Genomic DNA, 23381 nt, shown 5'->3' with positions numbered 1-23381 from the left:
GGTCAGGGCCGGTAATCCAGGGCGTCCAACAGGCTGTCCACTGAGGTGCACGGGTTGCTGACGCACCAGCACTCGATCTGCCCGCCTGGCTGTTCATGCTGAGCGTGCAGATCGAGTGCCGCCGCCCGAGCCTTCCCGGTCAGGCCCCTGACATCGTCGAAGTCGAACGCCTTCCCCTTGGGGTCGTACCCCTTGAGGACCTTCGCCAGCTCCTTGGCGGCCTGATTGCTGTGCAGGTACGCCCGCCCCCGCCCGAAGTGGAGCAGCAGCCAGAGTTCGAAGCACGGCGAGGAGACCGCGCACTTCACGGCGTTCTCCCGGGCCAGCCTCAATGCGCGGCCGAGAGACGGTGCCTGTTGCGGGGCCTCGACGTCCAGCACGCACCACACCTCGTCGAACGACTCGTCCGCCCGTGCGGCATGTGCTATCGCGGAGTTCACAAGGGACCACGGCTCGCCGTGCGTGTTGCCGATCTTCAACGAGATCGGCTTCTGCCGAAGGTCCTTGATGAGGCCACGAAGGTAGATCTTCTCGGTGACCGCCCCCTCGCAGTAGACCAGGAAGCGCCGCTCCTGCTCACGCGTGTTCGCGTTCTGCTTCTTCGTCCCGAGCGGCTTGCCCCGCCTCATCGACCCCACGCTTCGCCCCGATCCCCACCAGAAGCTCTTCGTCGAAGAAAGGTAGCGCACCGTAACGTCCTGCGAGGTAGCGCTTCTCCAGATTCTCGACGCCGGCCCTGACCTTGAAGTCGACCAGCGCGGTCAGCTCCGTAGCGCCTGTGCGGGCGTCCTTGGTCGCTAGGTAGACCTGGTCCCTCTGCAGATTCGCCTCGCTGTGCGGAGCCAGCAGTGTCGCGTCATGTGTGTTGAAGAGGAGCTGGGCACCCTTGGTGTTCAGGTTCCGCTCCTGGAAGAGCGCCACCATTCGGGCAGCGAGATGCGGATGCAGCCGTGCGTCGAGCTCGTCGACGACGAGAAGCGAGCCGTCTTGCAAGGCGCCGACCACGGGACCGAGCAGTCCAGCCCAGGTGCGTGTGCCGTTCGACTCGTCATGGAGGTCGAGGGTGACCGGCCCACCTTCGGCCACGTGGACGAAACCGACCTGAGGCGCTGGCTTCACCTCGAATGTCTCGTCCTCCGGGATATCGGGGACCAGGACGCGCATGGCCGACCTCACCTGTCGCACGCGCTCATCGTCCCACTCCTCCTCAGTGATCGAAAGATCGGTGATACCCAGGTCAGCGAACTGGAGCAGGTTTCTGAGCCTGTCGCGATATTCATCCGATTTATCCCACAACCTGCGTGTCTCTTGGATCCTCGCGCCGAAGTTCGCGTCAAGTGCAACCCGGAGGCCCCGGTGGAACCAGCGGTGGATCCGCCGTAGGACATCGTGGTTGTTGCCCGCCCCCGCCGACAGATAGAGGCTGTTCGGCCGTACCACATCCTCAATCAGCCGCTTGCGCCCCCTGAAGCTCGGACCATACTCGTAGCGCGATGTCCCGTCGTCGGCCACCGAACGTTCGAAGAGACGGCGCGGCCGCCCCTCCGGGAAACTCCTGAGCCACTCCTCACGCACCTGCCGGTCGTCCACCTCGAAGCCGTACTCGAAATGAACGCCGTCCAGCACGATGTCCACGGCGAACGCGGACGGCACCGCCCTGCCCCTCGCTGTGAGCAGGAACGGGACGCGCGCCGTCCCGCCATCCGGCAGCCACCGGGCATGCGACTCAAGGACCGCGTGACGCATGTAGACGAGCGCCCGGAGCGCGTTGGACTTGCCCGACGCGTTGGCCCCAAGGATGGCGAGCGCGGGAAGCACTCGAACGCCTGCTGAAGGCACCTCGGCAACCGCGATGTCGTCGTGCTCGTCGGTGGCGACCAGGCTCAGCTCCTGCTCCTCCAGGAGCGACGCGTGGTTGGCCACCCGGAACCGCATAAGCATCGCTGGTCCTCCTCATCCACCTGATGGGGAGAGTACCCAAATCAAACCGCTGAAATCTGCGAAGTTCCGCAGAATCAGGCTTTCAGTTGCACTTTGCTCAGTACTTGACGCCGTCGCGCCCGAGGAGGACCACGCGCGCGGCGGTGTCGAGGGCGATGCCGACGTTGCGGACGGCGGTGGCGAGGGGGCTGCGACGGCGGCCGGGGGTGCCGGTCGCGGTGGCGCCGGCGGGGCGGGCGGTGGACTTCTGGGACGGCACTCGGGGCGCCGTGACGTGTACGGTGCTCATGCTTCAACGGTAGGTTCCGGACACCCCGGGCACATCACCCCAAAGGCCGTATCCGACAGGACGGAGGTCGTCCTCCAGGAGTACGGGAGCCCCGAGGGGCTGAGGGGCTGGAACCCGGGGGCCGAGCGGACTAGGATCGTCCGTCTGCCCCCTCCCGCACCGTGGTACCTGCTGTAGTCGCGCAGGCAGCCGGGGGAGGCGTCGACCGTTCGGCAACCGGTCGACCGTACCCACCGTGAGCTCCTACGATCCGCTGCGCCCGCGTCCGGGGCAGCCGGAAAGGTTCGCTGTGCCCGCCACCCCCACCACCGACCCCCTGCAGCGCGAGCGTGACCACCTGGCCGCATCCCGGGCCGCGCTGCGCGCGATGCGCGAGGACGTCGAGTCGCTGGACATCCGCGACGTCACCGGCACCTGGGTCACCGCCATCGTGCTCCAGAACCAGATCGAGGCCCGGATCGCCGCCCTGGCCGACCTCTCGCACACCCCGCTGTTCTTCGGCCGCCTCGACTACCTCCACGCGATCAGCGAGGAGCTGTCCGAGGGCTCCGGCGGCGAGAGCTTCTACATCGGCCGCCGGCACGTGCACGACGCCGACGGCGACCCGATGGTGATCGACTGGCGCGCGCCGGTCTCCCAGCCGTTCTACCGGGCCAGCCGGACCGATCCGCTGGACGTCGAACGGCGCCGCCGGTTCGGCTACACCGGCGGCGAGCTGACCGCGTACGAGGACGAGCACCTCACCGACCCGGCGGAGCACGACACCTCCTCCGCCCTGCTGGCCGCCGAGATCGAGAAGCCCCGCGTCGGCCCGATGCGCGACATCGTGGCCACCATCCAGCCGGAGCAGGACGAGATCGTCCGCGCCGACATCTCCGGCACCCTCTGCGTGCAGGGGGCGCCCGGCACCGGGAAGACCGCCGTCGGCCTGCACCGCGTGGCGTACCTGCTGTACGCGCACCGCGAGCGGCTCGCCCGGACCGGCACGCTGGTGATCGGCCCGAACAGCGCCTTCCTCTCCTACATCGAGCAGGTCCTGCCCGCGCTCGGCGAGCTGGACGTCGCGCAGGCGACCGTGCAGCAGCTGGTCGGGCACGTCGAGGTACGGGGCGAGGAGTCCGCCGGGGCGGCCCGACTGAAGGGCGACGCCCGGATGGCCGAGGTGCTGCGCCGGGCGGTCCGGGCCGGCATCGCCCTGCCCACCGAGCCCTGCGTGGTGGTCCGCGGCTCCCGCCGCTGGCGCGTCCCGGTGTACGAGCTGGTCGAGATCATCGAGGAGCTGAAGGGCCGCGACATCCGGTACGGCGCCGCCAGGGACGCCCTGCCGCAGCGGATCGCGCACGCCGTGCTGCTGAAGATGGAGCAGGGCGGCGAGGCCCCGGACGACCGGGTGCAGGACGCGGTGGCCCGCAACGCCGCGGTGAAGGCGGTGGTCAAGGAGTGCTGGCCGCTGGTCGACCCGGCGAAGCTGGTGCTGCGGCTGCTCTCCGAGCCGGAGTTCCTGGCCGCGTGCGCGGACGGCGTGCTGACCGCCGAGGAGCAGGCGGCCGTGCTCTGGCCGAAGCCGGGCCGCTCGGTGAAGACCGCCCGCTGGACGGCCGCCGACGCCGTCCTCGTCGACGAGGCGATGGACCTGGTGCAGCGCACGCCCTCGCTCGGCCACGTGGTGCTGGACGAGGCGCAGGACCTCTCGCCGATGCAGTACCGCGCGGTCGGCCGCCGCTGCACCACCGGCTCGGCGACCGTGCTCGGCGACCTCGCGCAGGGCACCACCCCCTGGGCGACGGCGAGTTGGCCGGAGGCCCTGCACCACCTGGGCAAGCCCGCCGCCCACATCGAGGAGCTGACCAAGGGCTTCCGGGTACCGGAGGAGGTCATCTCCTACGCCTCCCGGCTGCTGCCGGCGATCGCCCCCGGCCTGGCCCCGGCCGGCTCGGTCCGTGAGGCCCCGGGATCCCTGACCGTCCGTCACGTCGGCGGGGAGGGCAGGACGGAGGCCGTGGTCGAGGCCTGCCGCCGGGCGCTGGGGAACGAGGGGTCGACCGGCCTGATCGCGGCCGACGCGCACATCCCGCTGCTCGCGGAGGCGCTGGCGGCGGCGGGCCTGCCGCACCTCGCCCCGGGCACCGAGACCAGTGCGGACGCCCGGCTGACGCTCGTCCCGGCCTCGCTGGCCAAGGGCCTGGAGTACGACTACGTGGTGCTCGACGAGCCGGCCGCGGTGATCGCCGGCGAGCCGGACGAGCGGACCGGCCTGCGGCGGCTGTACGTGGCGCTGACCCGTGCCGTCTCGGGCCTGGAGGTGCTGCACTCGGAGCCGCTGCCCGACCAGCTGCGCTGACGCCCGGCGGACGGCGGACCGCATGACGTCAACGGCGGTCCGCGGACGACGAACGACGGACCGCATGACATCAACGGCGGACCGTGAAGCCACGGCTGCCACGGCTGCCACGGCTGCCACGGCGGGGGGCCGGCCCCGGGAAGGGCCGGCCCCGGCTCCGGCCGTGCTCAGCCGTCGATCAGCGCCCGCCACTCGGCGACCTTGGACGCGTCCACCGGCGACTGCCACCCGTCGACCCGCACCGCGCCGCCGACGTGGAAGGCGTCGAAGCCGGCCGCCCGCAGCCCGGGCAGGTGCTCGGCGCGCAGGCCGCCGCCGATCAGGATCCGCTGGGTGTGACCGGGCTCGCCGGCCCGGGCCAGCTCGGCCAGCAGGACGTCCCGCCCCGCGTCCACGCCACCGGCCGCGCCGGAGGTGAGGAAGGTGTCGAGCCCGGGCAGCGCGCCGACGGCCGCGCGGACCGCGGCCCGGTCGGCGCTGTGGTCGATCGCCCGGTGGAAGGTCCAGCGGCAGCCGGCCACCGCGTCGGCGACCGCCTCGGTGGCGGCGAGGTCGACGTTGCCGTCGGCGTCGAGGAAGCCGAAGACGAACTCCTCGGCGCCCTCGGCCCGGAGGGCGGCGGCCCGGGCGCGCAGCTCGTCCAGGTCGCCGGGCGCGAAGCCGTCCCGGATGCGCAGCATGACGCGCAGCGGCAGCTCCACGGCCTCGCGGATCTTGGCGAAGTCCTCGGCCGACGGGGTCAGCCCGTCGGCGGCCATGTCCGTGACCAGTTCGAGCCGGTCGGCGCCGCCCGACTCGGCGGCCTGGGCGTCCTGGGGCGTCAGCGCGATGACTTCGAAAATTGGTCTAGACATATCAGATAGCCTGCCACATCGGACAGCCCCCGGCGAGCCCCGTGCAGCCACCCGGAGGACCGGCCCGCCCGCCCCCGCGCCCGCCCCCGCGTCCGGCCCGGGCCCCGAGCCCGGACCCGAACCCCGCCCCGGACAGACCGAACGGCCGGCCGACCGGTCCCACAACCGGTCGTCCGGCCGTTCAGGGGCGGCGAAGCCCCGGCCGTCCCCGCACCGACGGGTTCACTCGGACCCCGTCGGGCCCGCACCGTCCCCGACGGTTCCGAGCGAACTCATGCGAGGCTCCGGCCACCTCCCGCCCCGGCTCCACCCCGGCCGAGCAGTCGGCCGAGCACCAGCAGCACCACCAGGGCGCCGCCCAGCAGCGGCAGCAGCCGCCACATCCCGCCGGACGTCTGCCAGAGCCGGAACAGGCTGAACTCCGCGCTCAGCGCCAGCACCGTCAGCCCCATCGCCGCCGGCACCAGCCACCCCCGCGCCACGCCGAGCAGCGCGAGCAGCGGGACGCCCAGCAGCAGCAGCGACGTCGGCCGGTCCATCAGCGCGAAGGAGCTGTAGAAGTCCTCGGCCAGCAGGACCAGTCCGCCCCCGACCATCGAGGCCAGCACCACGGCCCGGCTCCGCCAGGTCGGCCGCTCCAGCAGTTCCTGCGGTGCGAGCGCGAAGAGCGCACCGGACACCAGCTGCGGCGTCGCCGAGCTGGACTCCAGGAAGAGGCTCCACCCGTCGTTCGAGACCCCGGCCGCCTCCACCAGCCGCAGCACCCCGGCGAGGGCCACGACCAGCGCCGTCACCCGGGCCGCCTGCCAGCGGCCCGCCAGCACGAAGGCGACCAGCAGCAGCGGGACGAGCATCTCCCCGACGGAGGCGAGGAAGCCGGGGACGTGGGTGAGCCGGTCCGGCATCGTCAGCAGCCCGACCCGGTGGGAGCCGAACCGGCTGCCCAGGGCCTGCGCGACCCCGAGCCCGGCGATCGCCCCGGCGATCAGCGGCGCGGCCACCGCGAGCAGCCGCCCCGCGACAGAGGAGGCGGTCAGCCCGGCGCGCATGCGCAGGCCGTACGCCCCGAGGTCGACCGCCTCGCGGGCGGTGGCCAGCGTCCCCGACTCGGCCGTGCTGTCGGCGAAGACGGCGGACAGCTCGTCCCCGCGCTCCCGCCGGTAGCGGGCCGGGTAGAGCCGGAGCGCGGCGCGGAACGCCACCGGCTCCGCCAGGAATCCGGGAAAGGTCTGATGGGTCATGCGAAGGCCCCCCTGACCCTCAGGAACGCCGGGCGCGCGGTCCCGGACGGACGGACGGCGGCCGGCCGGACGGCCGCGAGTCGCCGCTGTGCCTCCTCGGCGACGGACCGCAGGCGTTCCGCCTCGGTGCCCAGCGCGCCCCGGCCGCCCTCGGTGAGCGCGTAGGTGCGGCGGGCGCGGCCGTCGACGATCTCCTCGGCAGCGACCTCGATCAGGCCCTGCTGGAGCAGCCGGTCGAGCGCGCCGTACAACGTGCCGGTGCGCATCTTGACCCGGCCGTCGGAAATCGCGGCGATCTCCTGGATGAGCGCGTAGCCGTGCCTGGGGGCATCGGCGAGCGCGGTGAGCAGAAGCAGCGTCGGCTCCTGCATGGCCCGTTCTGTCATGGAACTACATATACCGTCCACCGGCATATCCAGTCCAGAGGAATCGATCACCGATCCGGGTGAGTCCCGGACAGAATGACCCCATGCCCGACGCGCCCGACCCGGACCTCCTCGCCGCCTGGACCGCCCTGCTCCGCCGCTGCGGCACCGCCGACGACCCCGAACCGGCCGGCCGGGAGCTGCTGCGCCGCTGGGCCGAGCCGCAGCGCCGGTACCACTCCACCGGCCACCTACGCGCGGTCCTGGCGCACGTGGACGCGCTCGCCGGGCACGCCGCCGACCCGGACGCCGTCCGGCTGGCGGCCTGGTTCCACGACGCCGTCTACCGCCCGGACCGGTCCGAGAACGAGGAGCGCAGCGCCGCCCTCGCCGTCCGGGCGCTCGCCGGGGCCGGACTCCCCGCCGCACGGGTCGACGAGGTCGCCCGGCTGGTCCGGCTCACCGTCACCCACCGCCCCGAGCCCGGCGACCGCGACGGCGAGGTGCTCTGCGACGCCGACCTCGCCGTCCTCGGCGGCACGGCGGAGGCCTACGCGGCGTACGCGGCCGCCGTCCGGGAGGAGTACGCGTTCGTCCCCGAGCCGGACTTCCGCGCCGGGCGCGCGGCCGTGCTCCGCCGGCTGCTCGCGCTCCCCGCGCTCTACCGCACGCCCACCGCGCACGAGCGGTTCGACGCCCCCGCCCGTGCCAACCTGACCGCCGAGCTCGCCGACCTCACCTGAGCCTTCCCGGGCCCCGACGACCCCGACGGCCCCCGGGCCCGAAACCCGGAACGGGCCCGGCCGCCGAAGCAGCCGAGCCCGTCGCGGCGGAGCCGACGGAGCCGGTGGAGCCAGTGGAGCCACCGGCCCGGGGCGCCGGGGCGCCGCCCGTCACCCCGCCCGCCGCGCCAGCGGCAGGCTCCCCCGGGTGAACGCGGCCGCACCCAGCCCCGCCACCACCGGCAGCACCACCGTGACCAGCAGGATCACCCCCCACGGCGCGGCGAACGGCGCCGCCGAGTGCCCGGCGCCGTGCGCCCGGAGCAGCCCCATCGCGGGCACGAACCCGCTGACCGTGCCGAGCACCGCCCCGATCGCCGCGATCAGCGCGCACTGCAGCCCGGCCTGCACCCGCCGGATCCGCGGCGGTGCGCCGACCGCGGCCAGCGTGGCCTGGTCGTTGCGCGAGTCGGCCGCGGCGAGCCCGGTGGCCACGGCGGCGGCACCGAGCACCACGACGGCGGCGAACCCGGTGAGCGCCAGGGTGTTCAGGTCGCCCTTCGGCTGGTAGCCGCGCTCCACCCGGAGCTGGGCGAACGGGACGATCCGCGCCACGGTCGCCTCGGCCCGCTGCTGCTCCTTCGGGGTGGGTGCGGTCTCCGGCAGCCAGACCGACCCCGCGGGGCGGGCGTCGAGACCGGCCTTCCGCACCGCCTCGGCGCTCATCAGCACCGCCCCGAAGCGGGCGGCCTCCGGGTTGTCGACCAGGACGGCCTCGACGCCGACCTCCCGCTGCTCCTGCTGCGGCACCTGCCCGGGCTGGACCGGTCCCCCGGCACCGCCCTGCATCGTCAGCACGACCCGGCCGTCGCGCACGTAGGCGGGGTCGAAGACGACCGTCCGGCCGGCCGCCAGCGCCTCCTCGGCGGTCCGGTCGTGCAGTCCGAACAGGTTGTGCAGGACGGCCGCGTCGCCGGCCAGCGTCCGCGCCCTGGCCCTGCCCGGCTCGGACCGGCCCGGCCCCTTGGGCAGGACGCTGGAGGAGCACTCCGGGCAGAAGACGTAGACGACCTCGTTGACGTCGGCGCGGGCGCCGAGGCCCGGCAGGTCCTGCTCGACGGCGGTGCGCAGCCGGGGCAGCTGCGGGCTGTCCGGCTTGAGGGCGGCGTCGACCACGACGGCGCCGATCGGGGCCTCCGGCCGGTAGTCGGCGCGGTCCTGCGCGTCGGTGCCGGTGGTGTAGACGCCGACGGCGACGGCCCCGGCGACGGCGGCCAGCACGGCGGCCACGGCCGGCGCGGTCCGGCCGCGGTGGCGGGCCGAGTCGCGCAGGGCGAGCCGGGGCCCGAGCGGCAGCCGGCGGGCCAGCCTGCCGAACAGGGCGATCAGCATCGGGGTGAAGAGCAGCAGGCCCAGTTCGGCGGTGGCGGCGCCGGCGAGCACCGAGAGCGTGCGGGCGCTGAAGCTCCCGACCACCGGCATGCCGCCGCTCTCGTAGGTGCCGACGCCGTACAGCGCGACGGCCGCGCCGGTGCCGACCAGCACCAGACCCAGGACCGGGGCCCAGCGGCTGGGGGCGGTGGCGGTGTCCCGGCCGGTGAGGCCGGCCACCACGTCGCGGCGGGCGGCCTGGACGGCCGGCAGCACGGCGGCCAGCAGCGCGGTGAGGACACCCACGCCGGCGATCGCCAGCAGGTCGAGCGGGGCGAGCGCGAAGTGCCCGAAGCGGCTGCCGCCCGCCTCCTCGGCCCACGGCCGCACGGCGGCGACCAGCCCGGTGCCGAGTCCGATGCCGAGGGCGGCGCCGACGAGCCCGAGCACCAGCCCGGCGCCGAGGACGACGGCGCGGACGTGGCCGCGGTGCCCGCCGGCGGCGCCGATCAGGGCGAGCTGGCGGCGCGAGCGGCGGGCGCCCACGGCGAACGCGGGGCCGGCCAGCAGCGCGACCTCCAGCAGCGCCATCCCGACGACGGTGACGAGCACGACGGTCCGGTTGTCGGCGGCGGGTGCGGTGTCCGCCCAGCCGTTCTGCCGGTACGGGACCGCGGACGCGGCGGGCGGGTCGAGGGCGACGGCCCGGGAGGTGACGGTGAAGCCGTACCGGTTGAACTGCTGGACCTCGGCCCAGTCGAGCCGCTCGCCCGCGGGCAGCCGTACCAGCCACTGCTCGGGCGGGGCGCCCTCGTCGGTGACCGGGCCGGTCAGCCCGGGGGCCTTGGGCGCGAGCGCCGCCAGCGGGGCGATCACCTCGCCGGGCCGGCCGACCAGCTCCACCTTGCCGAGGTCCCCCGGGTGCTCGACCACGCCGGTCAGGGTGAACGGCGCGTCCAGGCCCTTGAGCGTGGTGGAGTCGCCGAGCCGCAGCCCCGCCTCGTCGAGGAAGGCCCGGGTGACGGCGGCCTCGTGCGGCGCGGCCGGTGCCCGGCCGTCGACCAGGTCGAGCCGGCCGGACCAGACCGGCGTGGTCAGGTCGGCCTCGGCGGTCGCGGTGGTGAACAGGCCCTCCCGGGTCGAGGCGCTCACCTCGGGCCCGGGGGTGGCCGGCAGGAGGACGGCGCCGTGCGGCAGCAGTTCGGCGACCAGGGTGGCCGGGGCGGTCCCGGCGGCCCGCTGCTGCTCGGCGGCGGCTCCCTCGGCGGCGACCAGCACCCGGACGCCGTCCTCGGCGAACGGGGCCTGTTCGACGGAGCGGCCCGGCCGGTGGGCGGTGATCAGCGCGTCGCTCCCGCCCATCACCCGCTCGACCCGCTCGGAGGGGGTGAGCTGGCCGCTGCGGTAGACCACGTCGGCGCCGGTGACGCCGAGGACGGGCAGCGCGATCATGGCGACGACGAGGGCGCTGCGGCCCTTGGCGCGCAGGGCGTCACGACGGGCGATGCGCAGCGCGACGCGGAGGGCGGAGAGCCTCATCGGCGGGCCCCGTTCCGGCCGGAGAGCAGCATCAGGGTCTCGGCGTCCCGGCCGATGCTCTCGTCGACGATCCGGCCGTCGTGCAGGAAGACCACGCGGTCGGCCCAGACGGCGTGCCGGGGTTCGTGGGTGACCATCATGGCGGCCGCACCGGCGTCGCAGCGGGCGCGCAGCACCGCGAGGACGGCGTCGCCGGTGGCGGAGTCGAGGGCGCCGGTGGGTTCGTCGGCGAGGACGAGGCGGCGGTCGCCGACGAGGGCGCGGGCGATGGCGACGCGCTGCTGCTGGCCGCCGGACATCTCCTCGGGGAAGCGGTCGGCCAGCTCGGCGATGCCCAGTTCGGTCAGCGCGGCCAGCGCCTCGCGGCGGGCGACCCGGCCGGAGGTGCCGTCCAGCTCCCGGGGCAGTGCGATGTTCTCCGCGGCGGTGAGGGCCGGTATCAGGTTGTAGTCCTGGAACACGTAGCCGATCGAGCGGCGGCGGAGGGCGGCGAGCCCGGTCCGGTTCAGACCGCCGAGTTCGACGCCCTCGACCAGCACCTGCCCGCCGGTGGGCCGGTCGAGCCCCCCGGCCAGGGTGAGCAGGGTGGACTTGCCCGAGCCCGAGGGCCCCATCACGGCGACGAACTCGCCCGGGTGGACGGCCAGCTCGACGCCGCGCAGCGCGTACACCTGGGCCGCTCCCTGCCCGTGCACCCGGATGACCTTCCGCAGGTGCAGGACGGGCCGGGTCGGATCTGACTGGGACATGCTTCTCCCCCTCGTTTCGCGGGGGCGGGCGGCCTCGCGGCCACCGACGCCCTACATACCGAGTATGTATACCTCCATCCGGGGGGATGACTCAAGTATCCGGCATAAGTCGATAGACTACATATGCAGATGCGCGACAGCGACCGGCGAAACGGGCCCCCACCAGCGAAAAGCCGCCGCCGCGCCCGGAGGCGCGACGGCGGCGAAGACGGAGACCGGAGACAGGAGGGAGCAGTGGGCAAGCAGCCGATGACAGGGAGCGACGGAATCCGGAGGTGAAGGGAGCCGAACGGAACCCCGGGGCGGGCGGAGCGTCAGGCGAGCTGCCCGACGGGCGCCACCACCGCGCCCTGCTTGCCGCAGACCCAGTGCGGCTCCGGCCCCAGCTCGGGCTCCACGCCGAGCGCGTGCGGATCGCCGTCGGCCGCGCACTCGGCGCAGAGCGGCCAGCGCCCGTAGTTCTCCAGCAGCGCGTCCTGGACGTCCTGGGCGACCAGCCCGAGCACGTACTCGGTGCCGTCCGGCCACTGCTCCAGCCACCAGCGCCGGTGCGTCACGGCCTGCTCGACCAGCGACACCACGGCGGCGTCCGCCACGTCCCGTGCGGTCAGGTCGGCCAGGATCAGCGCCCGTGCGGTGTGCAGCGCCGTCTCGATGTCGTCAGTCGAAGCCATCAGCCCATTCTCCCAAACGGCGGGCGCTCTCCCGCCCGCCCGCAACACCGCACAACGCCGCGACAACGCCGCACGGGCGGCCCCCCGAAGGGAACCGCCCGTGCGAACGAGGAACCGTCCGATCCGGATGGATCAGAAGTCCATGTCACCGCCCGGCATGCCGCCGCCGGCGGCCGCAGCCTTCTCCGGCTTGTCGGCGATGACGGCCTCGGTGGTGAGGAAGAGCGCCGCGATGGAGGCGGCGTTCTGCAGCGCGGACCGGGTGACCTTGGCCGGGTCGATGATGCCCTCGGCGATCAGGTCGACGTACTCGTTGGTCGCGGCGTTCAGGCCGTGGCCGGCGGGGAGGTTGCGCACCTTCTCCACCACGACGCCACCCTCGAGACCGGCGTTGGCCGCGATCTGCTTGATCGGGGCCTCCAGCGCGATCTTGACGATGTTGGCACCGGTGGCCTCGTCGCCCTCCAGCTCCAGCTTGTCGAACGCGACCGCGGCCTGCAGCAGGGCGACGCCACCACCGGCGACGATGCCCTCCTCGACGGCGGCCTTGGCGTTGCGCACCGCGTCCTCGATACGGTGCTTGCGCTCCTTGAGCTCGACCTCGGTCGCCGCGCCGGCCTTGATGACGGCCACGCCGCCGGCCAGCTTGGCGAGGCGCTCCTGGAGCTTCTCGCGGTCGTAGTCCGAGTCGCTGTTCTCGATCTCGACACGGATCTGGCTCACGCGGCCGGCGACCTGCTCGCCGTCGCCGCCACCGTCGACGATGGTCGTCTCGTCCTTGGTGATGACCACCTTGCGGGCGGTGCCCAGCAGGTCGAGGCCGGCGCTCTCCAGCTTCAGGCCCACCTCCTCGGCGATCACGGTGCCGCCGGTGAGGATGGCGATGTCCTGCAGCATGGCCTTGCGGCGGTCACCGAAGCCCGGGGCCTTGACGGCGACGGACTTGAAGGTGCCCTTGATCTTGTTCACGACCAGGGTCGACAGGGCCTCGGCCTCGACGTCCTCGGCGATGATGACCAGCGGCTTGCCGCTCTGCATGACCTTCTCCAGCAGCGGGAGCAGGTCCTTGACCGAGCCGATCTTGGAGTTGGCGATCAGGATGTACGGCTCGTCGAAGACGGCCTCCATGCGCTCCAGGTCGGTGGCGAAGTAGGCCGAGATGTAGCCCTTGTCGAAGCGCATGCCCTCGGTGAGCTCAAGCTCCAGACCGAAGGTGTTGCTCTCCTCGACGGTGATGACGCCTTCCTTGCCGACCTTGTCCATGGCCTCGGCGATGAGCTCGCCGATCTGGGTGTCGGCGGCCGAGATGGAGGCGGTGGAGGCGATCTGCTCCTTGGTCTCCACGTCCTTGGCCTGGGCCAGGAGCTGGTCGGAGACGGCGACGACGGCCTTCTCGATACCACGCTTCAGGGCCATCGGGTTGGCGCCGGCGGCGACGTTGCGCAGACCCTCGCGGACGAGCGCCTGGGCCAGCACGGTGGCGGTGGTGGTGCCGTCACCCGCGACGTCGTCGGTCTTCTTGGCGACCTCCTTGACGAGCTCCGCACCGATCTTCTCGTACGGGTCCTCGAGCTCGATCTCCTTGGCGATGGAGACACCGTCGTTGGTGATGGTGGGGGCGCCCCACTTCTTCTCCAGAACGACGTTGCGACCCTTGGGGCCGAGCGTGACCTTCACCGCGTCGGCGAGCTGGTTCATGCCACGCTCAAGGCCGCGGCGAGCTTCCTCATCAAAGGCGATGATCTTGGCCATCTGAAGTGGTCCTCCGGGACACGGTCGACTGCTCGGACCAAGGGGTGCCCGCGACGGACGGCCCTGGTGTGCGGGGGTCCCATTCCCCTACCGCTCCCTGGGGCCTCACCGACCCGGTCCGCTTATCACTCTCAAGCTGTGAGTGCTAACGCCAATGATTAGCACTCTGGGTGGGCGAGTGCAAGCCCAATCGGCGATCCGCGAGCCCTGCCGGGCCTCTCCGCGCGCCGCGCCGGACGGCCCCGCGACCGCGTCCGGACACGCCGACGGGCCCGTACGACACGTGCCGTACGGGCCCGCCGTGAAGCGAGAGGTGCACCAGCCGATGGGCCGAGCCGAACTCCTGGGTGTCGAAAAGGTCAGACCGCCGCGCGGACCATGTCCGCCTGCGGGCCCTTCTGCCCCTGAGAGATCTCGAACTCGACCCGCTGGCCCTCCTCAAGGGTGCGGTAGCCGTCCATCTGGATCGCGCTGTAGTGGACGAAGACGTCCGCACCACCGTCGACCGCGATGAAGCCGTAGCCCTTCTCCGCGTTGAACCACTTGACGGTGCCCTGAGCCATTCCGAACTCCCCTAGTGCTGTGCTGGCCCTTCACGCGCCCGCAGGTCTGCGGGCCCGGGTCTGGTTGGAGGCCGGCCCGGGGAACCCCCCCTGGGCGCAGCCGTGCACGCCACAATCCCCCCGACGCCGCCGGACGGTATCCGGCGAACGGGCGATTGCGTCGACCGCGGCTGAATGTATCCGGATCGACGCCCTCTGCAACAGGGTCAACGGTTGGGAATTCCCCGGTGTGATCAAGGGACAGTACGGGAGCAATCGGGAGGAAAGCCGCCTTTCCTCCCGGACATAGCGGACGGAATGCCCGAAATCCACTCCAGAATTCTGACACCGGCCTGACATGTTTCCCCGCCGCGGGCCGGTCGCCGGTCTCAACGACCGGACGGTCGGCGGCGGTACGGGTGCGGGCGGACCCGGTCACGGGGAGAGCGGGGAGGGGGCGGCTCTGTTCCCGGTCCAGCGACACTTTACTCCGACCGGGACAGAAAATATTCCCGCCAAAATACGACCGGCCGTCCGCGGCACGGAATTCCGTGCTGCGGACGGCCGGGAACGGCGAAAAGGCGCTCAGCAGCCGCCGGCCACCGCCGGAATGATCGAGACGCTCGCGCCGTCCTTGATCTCCGTCGCCAGGCCCTCGGCGAACCGCACGTCGTCGTCGTTCACGTAGACGTTCACGAAACGGCGCAGCTTGCCGGTGTCGTCCAGGATCCGCGCGGCGATCCCGGCGTGGTTCTTCTCCAGGTCGGCGATGACGTCACCCAGGGTGCCGCCCTCGGCGGAAACCTCGCTGGCGCCGCCGGTGTAGGTGCGCAGGATGGTCGGGATGCGGACGTTGGCGCTCATGGGGTCTTCTCCTCGATGCGGGGGCGGGGGCTGGCGGGGCTGGGGCTGGGGGCTGGCGGGGAGCCGTGACGGGGCGGGCCGGCGGTGCCGGCACCGGGGCCCGTCGGGGCGGACGGCCGGGCCGGTCAGGCGGACGCGAGGCCGGCGTCCCGGAACGACGCCAGCGTCGGCCGGATCACGGCGGTCATGCCGGCCTCCGAGACGGCGTCCAGCGTCTTGAGGCCGTCGCCGGTGTTGATCGCGACGGTCTCCTTCGACGGGTCCAGCTGCCCGGTCTCGACCAGCTTCTTGAGCACGCCGACGGTCACCCCGCCCGCGGTCTCGGCGAAGACGCCCTCGGTGCGGGCCAGCAGCCGGATCGCCGCCACGACCTCCTCGTCCGTCACGTCCTCCACCGCGCCGCCGGTGCGCCGGGCGATGTCGAGCACGTACGGGCCGTCGGCCGGGTTGCCGATCGCCAGCGACTTGGCGATGGTGTCGGGCTTGACCGGCCGGATCACGTCGTGGCCGGCCTTGAACGCCGCCGACACCGGCGAGCAGCCCGCCGCCTGGGCGCCGAAGATCCGGTACGGCCGGTCCTCGACCAGGCCCAGCTTGATCAGCTCCTGCAGCCCCTTGTCGATCTTGGTCAGCTGCGAGCCCGAGGCGATCGGGATCACGATCTGCTCCGGCAGCCGCCAGCCGAGCTGCTCGCAGATCTCGTACGCCAGCGTCTTGGAGCCCTCGCCGTAGTACGGCCGCAGGTTGACGTTGACGAAGCCCCAGCCCTCGCCGGCCGGGTCGCCGATCAGCTCCGAGCAGAAGCGGTTCACGTCGTCGTAGTTGCCCTCGATGCCGACCAGCTCGCCGCCGTACACCCCGGCCATGACGACCTTGCCCTGCTCCAGGTCGTGCGGGATGAACACGCAGGACTTGAAGCCGGCCCGGGCCGCGGCCGCGCCCACCGCGCCGGCCAGGTTGCCGGTCGACGAGCAGGACAGGGTGGTGTAGCCGAAGGCCCGCGCCGCCTCGATCGCGCAGGCCACCACGCGGTCCTTGAAGGAGTGCGTCGGGTTGCCCGAGTCGTCCTTGACGTGCAGCTGGGCGGTGAACCCGAGCTCGCGGCCCAGGTTGTCGGCCTTCACCAGCGGGGTCCACCCCGGGTTCAGGTTCGGCTTGGTGGCGACGTCGGCCGGCACCGGCAGCAGCGGCGCGTACCGCCAGATCGACGCCGGACCGGCCTCGATGCGCTTGCGCAGCTCCTCCGCGCCCTCGCTGCCGAACTCGTAGGCGATCTCCAGCGGGCCGAAACACTCCACACAGGCGAAGCTGGGGCCGAGCGGGAACCGGGTGCCGCACTCGCGACAGGACAGCGCGGCGGCGGGGCCGAGGTCAACGGTGACGGGTGCGGCGGCAGTGTCGATAGCCATGATGGCGGAGGCCTCTCTCCTCATCTTCCCCGTGACGCGGGCGCGCCACAGGCCGGAATTGGCACCTGTCCCGCCGGGGCCTGTGACGACAGCCGCGCGAGAAGGTTGCCGGGACGTCAACGGGCCGTTCCCTCAGTCCCTCTGGATGAGCTCTGTGAAGTTGTGGTCGTGCTCAGCGGAGACCCCGGCGTGCGAAGGTCCGACCGCTGTACGAAGACTGTATCCGAAGGCGTCAACCCTGAACGGGTCCGTCCGCCACGCGAGATGACCCGTCCCATCCGTCCCCGCCGAGGAGAGAACCGTGCCCGCCGAACCGATCCCCGAGCTCCTCCCCGAGACGGCGTCCTGGCTCCGCCGGCGCTCGTGGAGCGCGGCCGACCGTCCGGTGGACGTCCTGCTGGCGGCCAAGCGCGCCCTGGGCCCGGCCGGCACGGTCAGCGTCGTCCTCCCCGCCCTGGACGAGGAGGCCACCGTCGGCGACATCGTCCGCACCATCCGCCGCGAGCTGGTGGAACGGCTGCCGCTGGTCGACGAACTGGTCGTGGTCGACTCCGGGTCCTCCGACGCCACCGCCGCGGTGGCCGCCGACGCCGGGGCCACCGTGTTCCACCGCGACGCGATCCTCCCCCGGCTGCCCGCCGCCCCCGGCAAGGGCGAGGTGCTCTGGCGCTCGCTGCTGGTCACCCGCGGCGAGATCGTCTGCTTCGTCGACGCCGACCTGCGCGAGTTCGACCCCGCCCTGGTCTCCGGCATCGTCGGCCCGCTGCTCACCGACGCCCACATCCAGCTGGTCAAGGCCATGTACGACCGCCCGCTCGCCGTCGGACCGGGCGACTCCGCCACGGGCGACGTCGCCGTCATCCCGTCCGGCGGCGGCCGGGTCACCGAACTGGTCGCCCGTCCGCTGCTCAACCTGCACTGGCCGGAACTCGCCGGTTTCGTCCAGCCCCTCGGCGGCGAGTACGCGGCCCGCCGCTCACTGCTCGAACGCCTGCCCTTCCCCACCGGCTACGGCGTCGAACTCGGCCTGCTGGTCGACGCCCTGGAGACGGCCGGGCTCGACGCGCTCGCCCAGGTGGACGTCGGCGTCCGCCACCACCGCCACCAGGACGGCCAAGCCCTCGGCCGGATGGCCGCCACCATCTACCGCACCGCCCTCGAACGGCTCGACCGCACCCACCGGCTCAAGGCCTCCGCCGACCTGGTCCACCCGCTGCTCACCCAGTTCACCCGCGACCCGGAGACCCGCGCCTTCACCGCGCACACCCACCCGGTCACCGCCACCGAACGCCCCCCGATGCACACCGTCCCCGAATACGCCACCCGACGATGAAGGGTTTGCGGCCCGGACCCCCCGGCAACCAACCAACCATGGGCGATCTCACGACCGAACGTTCGAATCCGACCGGCACCGCCCCCGTCCTGGTGGCGTCCAACCGGGGACCGGTGTCGTTCGGCACCGCGGACGACGGCACGCTGACCCTCCGCAGAGGGGGCGGCGGCCTGGTCTCCGGCCTCTCCGCCATCGACGACCCGGACGCCGTCTGGGTCTGCGCCGCCCTCTCCGACGCCGACCGCCGGGCGGCCCGGGAGGCCCCCGACGGCCGCCTCGACCGGGTCGGCCACGACGTCGGCGGCCAGGCCGTCCGGATGCTGGACATAGACCCGGAGACCTTCGCCCGGGCCTACAACGGCGTCGCCAACTCGACCCTCTGGTTCATCCACCACCTGCTGTACGACACCCCGACCGCACCCGCCTTCGACGCCGGCTTCCGCACCGAGTGGCAGGCCTACACCGCGTACAACGCCGCCTTCGCCGGGGCCCTCGCCACCGAGGCCGCCCCCGGCGCCGCCGTCCTGGTCCAGGACTACCACCTCTCGCTGACCCCGGCGCTGCTCCGGGCCGCCCGCCCCGACCTGCGGATCGGCCACTTCTCGCACACCCCCTGGGCGCCGCCCGAGTACTTCCGGCTGCTGCCCGACGACATCGCCGAGACCGTCCTCTCCGGCATCCTCGGCGCCGACCGGGCCGGCTTCCTCACCCGCCGCTGGGCGCTCGCCTTCGCCGACTGCTGCGAGAGCGTCCTCGGCGCCGCCGTCGACCGCGACGCCCTCACCGTCACGCACGGGGGCCGCACCACCCGCCTCGGTGTCCACGGCCTCGGCGCCGACGCCGGCTTCCTGCGCGAGCGCGCCCACCGCCCGGACGTCGACGAGCGCCTCGCCACCCTGCGCGCCGCCGTCGGCGACCGCCGGACCGTCGTCCGGGTCGACCGCACCGAGCTGAGCAAGAACATCGTCCGCGGCTTCCAGGCCTACCGGCACCTGCTGCGCACCCGCCCCGAGTGGCGCGACCGGGTGGTCCACATCGCCTTCGCCTACCCGTCGCGCACCGACCTCGCCGAGTACCGCGCCTACACCGCCCGGGTGCGGGCGCTCGCCGAGGAGATCAACGAGGAGTTCGCCACCCCCGGCTGGCAGCCGCTGATCCTGCACGTCGACGACGACTTCCCGCGCTCGCTGGCCGCCTACCGGCTGGCCGACGTCGCCCTGGTCAACCCGATCCGGGACGGCATGAACCTGGTCGCCAAGGAGGTCCCGGTGGTCTCCGACGACGGCTGCGCCCTCGTCCTGTCCCGCGAGGCCGGCGCCCACGCCGAGCTCGGTGACGACGCGCTGACCGTCAACCCGTACGACGTGGTCGCCACCGCCGAGGCGCTGCACGCCGGGCTCACCATGCCGGCCGGCGAGCGCGCCGACCGCACCAAGCGGCTCGCCGACGCGGCGACCGCGCTCCCGCCCCAGCAGTGGTTCCTCGACCAGCTCAACGCGCTGAGCTGAGCTCCTCCCCCAGCGCCGCCAGCAGTTCCACCACGCCGGCCGGGCCCGGGACCACCAGGTCCGCCCGGTCGGCGAGCTCCCGCACCGGCGCGTCCCCCACCGCGCCGCTGCAGACCAGCAGCCCGGCCAGGCCCTGCCCGCGCAGCTCCTCCACCGCCGCGAAGGCGGCCACGTCGCCCAGGTCGTCGCCCGCGTACAGCACGGAGCGGGCGGACCGCTCCCGCAGGAACCCCTCCAGCGCCGCGCCCTTGTCGACCCCCGGCGGCCGCAGTTCCAGCACCAGCCGGCCCGGCTCCACCACCAGCCCGTGCCCGGCCGCGAGCGCGCCGACCGGCTCCCGCAGCAGCTCGAACGCGGCGGCCGGCTCGGCCGTCCGCCGGGTGTGCACGGCCACCGACCGGCCCTTGTCCTCCACCCACGTCCCGTCCGGGGCCCCGGCCGCCGCCAGGACGCCGGGCAGCGCCGCCCGCACCGCGGCCACCCCGGGGTGCACGGGCGGCGCGGTCAGCTCGCCGTCCTCCCAGCGCTCCGCCCCGTAGTGCCCGAGCACCACGACCCCGCCGACCTCGGCGAAGCCGCCGTACTCCACGGCCAGCCCGGCCGGGCGCCCGGTCACCACGACGACCGCCCCGACGTGCGGCACCACGCCGCGCAGCGCGTCCACCACGCCCGGGTGCGCCCGGGCGCGGCTCGGGTCGGCCACGATCGGTGCCAGCGTCCCGTCGAAGTCCAGGGCGACCACCGCCGCCCGCGGTTCGGCGAGCAGCGCCGCGAGGCCCGCTCGCCCGTCGTCCGTCAGCGGTCGCGCAATGTCAGCAAGGCCCATGCCAGGCACCGTACCCAGGCCGGGCGGGGGTCACCCGTCGGAGCGCGCGGCCGGCGCCCGGGCCGGTGCGGGCTACCGGGCCGCGCGCCGGGCGTCCCTGACCCGCCGGAGGCGGTTCACCAGCACCGGCGCGTGCGCCAGCGCCTCCGGCCGGTCGAGCAGTGCGTTCAGCAGCTGGTAGTACCGGGTGCTGGAGAGCCCGAGCTCCTCCCGGACGGCCCGCTCCTTGGCGCCGGCCGTCCGCCACGAGCGGCCCTCCAGCTCCAGCACCGCCCGGTCCCGCTCGTCCAGCTCACCCGCGCCCATGCCGGCCAGCCTACTTGCGGACCCGGGCCGCCTCCTTGACGGCCGTCTGCTGCAGCTCCTCCAGGACCGGCTTGGGGTCGGCGGTCGCGGCCGCCCCGATCCCGGCCTTGATCCGGTTGGAGACCTCGGCCCAGGCCGGGTCGCCGAACGGGTAGAAGCTCGCGTTGCCGAGCCCGGCCGCGAACTGCTTCAGGCCCTCGTGCTTGGGGTCCCTGCTGATCGCGTCGAAGGCGTCCTGGGTGACCGGCAGCAGGTTGTACGTCTCGTCGAACTTGAGCTGGTTGTCCTTGGTGTAGACGAAGGAGAGGAACTTCTTGATCTCGTTCCGGTGCCCGTTGGCCTTGAACGCCATCATCCAGTCGGCCACCCCGAGGCTGCCGGTCTTCGCCAGGCCGTCCTTCTTCGGGATCGCCGCCGTACCGAAGTCGATCTTGCCCTTGGCGGCCATCCGCAGCAGCGTCGGGTGCCCGTTGAGCATCGCGACCTTCCCGGCCGCGAAGTCGGTGAACACCGGGGTGCGGTTCATCTTGCCGGGTTCGGGGTAGGTCAGACCGGTGGCGACCAGGTTGGTCCTGAGCCAGTTGAAGGTCGCCTGGTTCTGGTTGCTGTCGATGGTGTAGTTGCCGACGTCGTCGGAGAGGCTGCCGCCGCCGCTGAGCGTCCACAGCATCGACTCGGCCGGCGCCTCCTCGGGTCCGAGCGGCAGCCCGTACGGCGTGACGCCCGGCACCTTGGCCTTGATCTTCTCGGCGGCCTGCTTGAGCTCGTTCCAGGTGGTCGGCGGCTTGTCGACGCCGGCCTTCTGGAAGATCGCCTTGTTGTAGAAGAGCACCCGGGAGGAGGAGACGAACGGGATGCCGTACTGCGTGCCGAGCACCTGCCCGGCGTGCGAGAACGACTCCATGATGTTGGCCTGGGTCTCCAGCGAGAGCACGTCCGAGGCGGTGTACAGCCGGTCGGCGGCGGCCTGGTCGGCGAAGCCGCCGGTCTGCAGCAGGTCGGGCGACTTGCCGCTCTTGACCAGGTCGTCGACCTTCTTGCCGATGTCGGTCCAGCTCTCCACCTGGACGTCCACCTTGATGCCGGGGTTGGCGCCCTCGAAGCGGCGGGCGACGTCGTCCCAGTAGAGCTTGGAGCCGGTCTCCGTGCTCTCGCCGTAGTCGGCCGCGATCAGCCGGAGGGTGACCGGACCGTCGTCCTGGCCGCCGCAGCCGGTGAGCACCATTGCTCCGGCCAGTGCGATGCCGGACAACCGGGTGGGGACCTGGGCGCGCCTGTCCAACGCGGGTACCGCCTTCGAGGGGGAGTCTTGGGGGAGCGACGGACCGGATCGGGGGGATCCGGCCGGGGGGAGGCGGCAAGGGTGCCAAACCCGCCACTCGGTGGTCCACACCTCCGGCCGGTCCGCGCCGGGTAGTTATCGAAGTGCGGAGGTCGTTGCACGATGCGCAACGAATCGGGCCTCCCGACCTGCCGAACCCGCCTCCGGGAGCCCCGCCGGGGCTCGTGCAAAGTGCCGCACACCGCACGCTTCTGCGACAAAGCTCACTCCGTTGGACCAGACCAATCCGACAACTGGACTAGACCTCTCCGACCCCCCAAGGGAAACTGTCCCCCGTGAAGCACGTCATCGCACTCGATGTAGGCGGCACCGGCATGAAAGCCGCGTTGCTCGCCCAGGACGGCTCCGTGCTGTTCGAAGCACGACGCCCGACCGGGCGGGAGCACGGCACGGACGCCGTGGTCGCCGCCATCCTCGACTTCGCCGCCGACCTGGCGGACGAGGGCCGCAGCCGCTTCGGCGTCGCCCCACTGGCGGCGGGAGTCGCCGTCCCCGGGACGATCGACGAGAAGAACGGCATCGCGGTCTTCTCCGCCAACCTCGGCTGGCGCGACCTCCCGCTGCGCAAGCTGCTGGGGGATCGCCTGGCCGGGTCGGACGGCGGCGCGATGCCGGTCGCCCTCGGCCACGACGTGCGGTCCGGGGGCCTCGCCGAGGGCCGGCTCGGTGCCGGGCGGGGCGTCGAGCGCTTCCTCTTCATCGCCCTCGGCACCGGCATCGCCGGCGCCATCGGCATCGGCGGCCGGATCGAGGCCGGAGCCCACGGCTACGGCGGCGAGATCGGCCACGTGGTGGTCCGCCCCGGCGGCCCCGCCTGCGGCTGCGGCGCCCGCGGCTGCCTGGAGACCCTCGCCTCCGCCTCCGCCGTCTCCCGGGCCTGGGCCGAGGCCGTGGGCGACCCCGACGCCGACGCGGCATCCTGCGCCGTCGCGGTGGACGCCGGGGACGCCCGCGCGGTCGCGGTCTGGCAGCGCGCCGTGGAGGCCCTGGCCGACGGCATCGTGCTCGCCCAGAGCCTGCTCGACCCGTCCACGGTGATCGTCGGCGGAGGGCTCGCCGAGGCCGGGGACACCCTGTTCACCCCGCTGCGCGCCGCGGTCACCGAGCGTCTGACCTTCCAGATGCCCCCCGAGGTCGTACCGGCCATGCTCAAAGACACCGCCGCGTCCCTGGGCGCGGGCCTGCTCGCCTGGGATCTGCTCTCCATGGAGGTGACCGCGTGACCGCGCGGAATCAATCTGCGGCCCTGCCGCGGCGTACCGCACTGGCCGGTGCCCGGCTGGTCCTGCCCGGCGGTGTCGTCGAGGGCGACCGCCTAGCCGTCGAGGGCTCCCGGATCGCCGGTGTCGGCGGCGCCACCACGGCCGGCGACCTCGACCTGACCGGGTACACCGTCGTCCCCGGCTTCGTCGA

The 23381-nt window shown here is 73.2% G+C and carries 21 protein-coding genes, 1 pseudogene and 1 riboswitch; of the genes and pseudogenes, 6 read left to right on the top strand and 16 right to left on the bottom strand.

Going from position 1 to position 23381, the window contains the following annotated elements:
* Nucleotides 1-2 precede the first annotated feature (2 nt).
* From AC067J_RS21420 to AC067J_RS21410, 3 genes are all read right to left on the bottom strand, one after another.
* The gene (locus AC067J_RS21420; protein WP_478301455.1) at nucleotides 3-629 is read right to left on the bottom strand and encodes an RloB family protein; all 627 of its coding nucleotides are present in this window, start codon (nucleotides 627-629) and stop codon (nucleotides 3-5) included.
* Nucleotides 577-1941, bottom strand: coding sequence for an AAA family ATPase (locus tag AC067J_RS21415; RefSeq protein ID WP_478301453.1), 1365 nt, complete (start codon nucleotides 1939-1941; stop codon nucleotides 577-579). The genes AC067J_RS21420 and AC067J_RS21415 overlap by 53 nt, the downstream gene beginning before the upstream one ends.
* 97 nt (nucleotides 1942-2038) lie before the next feature.
* On the bottom strand, nucleotides 2039-2230 hold the full coding sequence (locus AC067J_RS21410) for a hypothetical protein (RefSeq protein ID WP_478301451.1): 192 nt from the start codon (nucleotides 2228-2230) through the stop codon (nucleotides 2039-2041).
* Nucleotides 2231-2519: 289 nt separating this feature from the next.
* Between AC067J_RS21410 and AC067J_RS21405 the strand changes: the two genes are divergently transcribed.
* Nucleotides 2520-4571, top strand: coding sequence for a HelD family protein (locus AC067J_RS21405; protein ID WP_478301449.1), 2052 nt, complete (start codon nucleotides 2520-2522; stop codon nucleotides 4569-4571).
* Between the two features lie 167 nt (nucleotides 4572-4738).
* On the opposite strand, the gene AC067J_RS21400 is transcribed toward AC067J_RS21405, so the two are convergent.
* The 3 genes from AC067J_RS21400 to AC067J_RS21390 all read right to left on the bottom strand — a co-directional run bounded on the left by AC067J_RS21400 (nucleotide 4739) and on the right by AC067J_RS21390 (nucleotide 7052).
* Complete coding sequence (locus tag AC067J_RS21400; protein WP_478301447.1) at nucleotides 4739-5425, bottom strand: copper homeostasis protein CutC; 687 nt, start codon at nucleotides 5423-5425, stop codon at nucleotides 4739-4741.
* Between the two features lie 272 nt (nucleotides 5426-5697).
* Nucleotides 5698-6666 carry a hypothetical protein gene (locus AC067J_RS21395; protein WP_478301446.1) on the bottom strand — a complete coding sequence of 323 codons (969 nt, stop codon included), beginning with the start codon at nucleotides 6664-6666 and terminating at the stop codon, nucleotides 5698-5700.
* Nucleotides 6663-7052, bottom strand: a complete 390-nt coding sequence (locus tag AC067J_RS21390; protein WP_478301444.1) for a PadR family transcriptional regulator — start codon at nucleotides 7050-7052, stop codon at nucleotides 6663-6665. The genes AC067J_RS21395 and AC067J_RS21390 overlap by 4 nt, the downstream gene beginning before the upstream one ends.
* A gap of 83 nt (nucleotides 7053-7135) precedes the next feature.
* Between AC067J_RS21390 and AC067J_RS21385 the strand changes: the two genes are divergently transcribed.
* Nucleotides 7136-7774: an HD domain-containing protein gene (locus AC067J_RS21385; protein ID WP_478301442.1), complete on the top strand. Its 639-nt coding sequence runs from the start codon at nucleotides 7136-7138 to the stop codon at nucleotides 7772-7774.
* 150 nt (nucleotides 7775-7924) lie between these two features.
* Here AC067J_RS21385 and AC067J_RS21380 read toward each other — a convergent pair whose 3' ends face one another.
* The 7 genes from AC067J_RS21380 to thrC all read right to left on the bottom strand — a co-directional run bounded on the left by AC067J_RS21380 (nucleotide 7925) and on the right by thrC (nucleotide 16653).
* Nucleotides 7925-10663 carry an FtsX-like permease family protein gene (locus tag AC067J_RS21380; protein WP_478301441.1) on the bottom strand — a complete coding sequence of 913 codons (2739 nt, stop codon included), beginning with the start codon at nucleotides 10661-10663 and terminating at the stop codon, nucleotides 7925-7927.
* On the bottom strand, nucleotides 10660-11412 hold the full coding sequence (locus tag AC067J_RS21375) for an ABC transporter ATP-binding protein (RefSeq protein ID WP_478301439.1): 753 nt from the start codon (nucleotides 11410-11412) through the stop codon (nucleotides 10660-10662). Before AC067J_RS21375 ends, AC067J_RS21380 begins: the two co-directional genes overlap by 4 nt.
* Nucleotides 11413-11726: 314 nt before the next feature.
* The gene (locus tag AC067J_RS21370; protein WP_478301437.1) at nucleotides 11727-12086 is read right to left on the bottom strand and encodes a hypothetical protein; all 360 of its coding nucleotides are present in this window, start codon (nucleotides 12084-12086) and stop codon (nucleotides 11727-11729) included.
* 132 nt (nucleotides 12087-12218) lie between these two features.
* Nucleotides 12219-13838 (bottom strand): chaperonin GroEL, encoded by a 1620-nt coding sequence (gene groL, locus AC067J_RS21365; protein ID WP_327679825.1) that lies wholly within the window; start codon nucleotides 13836-13838, stop codon nucleotides 12219-12221.
* A gap of 359 nt (nucleotides 13839-14197) precedes the next feature.
* Nucleotides 14198-14401: a cold-shock protein gene (locus AC067J_RS21360; protein ID WP_030289665.1), complete on the bottom strand. Its 204-nt coding sequence runs from the start codon at nucleotides 14399-14401 to the stop codon at nucleotides 14198-14200.
* A gap of 564 nt (nucleotides 14402-14965) precedes the next feature.
* The gene (locus AC067J_RS21355) at nucleotides 14966-15244 is read right to left on the bottom strand and encodes a ubiquitin-like small modifier protein 1 (protein ID WP_478301435.1); all 279 of its coding nucleotides are present in this window, start codon (nucleotides 15242-15244) and stop codon (nucleotides 14966-14968) included.
* A gap of 125 nt (nucleotides 15245-15369) precedes the next feature.
* On the bottom strand, nucleotides 15370-16653 hold the full coding sequence (thrC, locus tag AC067J_RS21350) for a threonine synthase (RefSeq protein WP_478301433.1): 1284 nt from the start codon (nucleotides 16651-16653) through the stop codon (nucleotides 15370-15372).
* 17 nt (nucleotides 16654-16670) lie between these two features.
* Nucleotides 16671-16805: riboswitch (SAM riboswitch) on the bottom strand.
* Nucleotides 16806-16954: 149 nt separating this feature from the next.
* Here thrC and AC067J_RS21345 point away from each other — a divergent pair.
* Nucleotides 16955-17986 (top strand): glucosyl-3-phosphoglycerate synthase, encoded by a 1032-nt coding sequence (locus AC067J_RS21345; RefSeq protein WP_478301431.1) that lies wholly within the window; start codon nucleotides 16955-16957, stop codon nucleotides 17984-17986.
* 38 nt (nucleotides 17987-18024) lie between these two features.
* Complete coding sequence (locus tag AC067J_RS21340) at nucleotides 18025-19494, top strand: alpha,alpha-trehalose-phosphate synthase (UDP-forming) (protein ID WP_478301429.1); 1470 nt, start codon at nucleotides 18025-18027, stop codon at nucleotides 19492-19494.
* Here AC067J_RS21340 and otsB read toward each other — a convergent pair.
* The 3 genes from otsB to AC067J_RS21325 all read right to left on the bottom strand — a co-directional run bounded on the left by otsB (nucleotide 19478) and on the right by AC067J_RS21325 (nucleotide 21878).
* Nucleotides 19478-20320 (bottom strand): trehalose-phosphatase, encoded by an 843-nt coding sequence (gene otsB, locus AC067J_RS21335; RefSeq protein ID WP_478301427.1) that lies wholly within the window; start codon nucleotides 20318-20320, stop codon nucleotides 19478-19480. The two genes, AC067J_RS21340 and otsB, sit on opposite strands and share 17 nt — an antisense overlap.
* Nucleotides 20321-20392: 72 nt before the next feature.
* Nucleotides 20393-20626, bottom strand: a complete 234-nt coding sequence (locus AC067J_RS21330) for a DUF3263 domain-containing protein (protein WP_327679814.1) — start codon at nucleotides 20624-20626, stop codon at nucleotides 20393-20395.
* 10 nt (nucleotides 20627-20636) lie between these two features.
* On the bottom strand, nucleotides 20637-21878 hold the full coding sequence (locus tag AC067J_RS21325; protein WP_478301425.1) for an extracellular solute-binding protein: 1242 nt from the start codon (nucleotides 21876-21878) through the stop codon (nucleotides 20637-20639).
* Nucleotides 21879-22243: 365 nt separating this feature from the next.
* Between AC067J_RS21325 and AC067J_RS21320 the strand changes: the two genes are divergently transcribed.
* Entirely contained in the window at nucleotides 22244-23191 is a 948-nt protein-coding gene (locus AC067J_RS21320; protein WP_478301423.1) for an ROK family protein, read from the top strand.
* Nucleotides 23188-23381: pseudogene (locus AC067J_RS21315) on the top strand (N-acetylglucosamine-6-phosphate deacetylase); the annotation flags it as partial. The gene AC067J_RS21320 and the pseudogene AC067J_RS21315, both read left to right, overlap by 4 nt.

The sequence above is a fragment of the Kitasatospora sp. NPDC042419 genome, assembly GCF_056437345.1.
The sequence above is the reverse complement of the archived record's forward strand: the minus strand, read 5'-3'. Positions and strand labels throughout refer to the sequence as shown.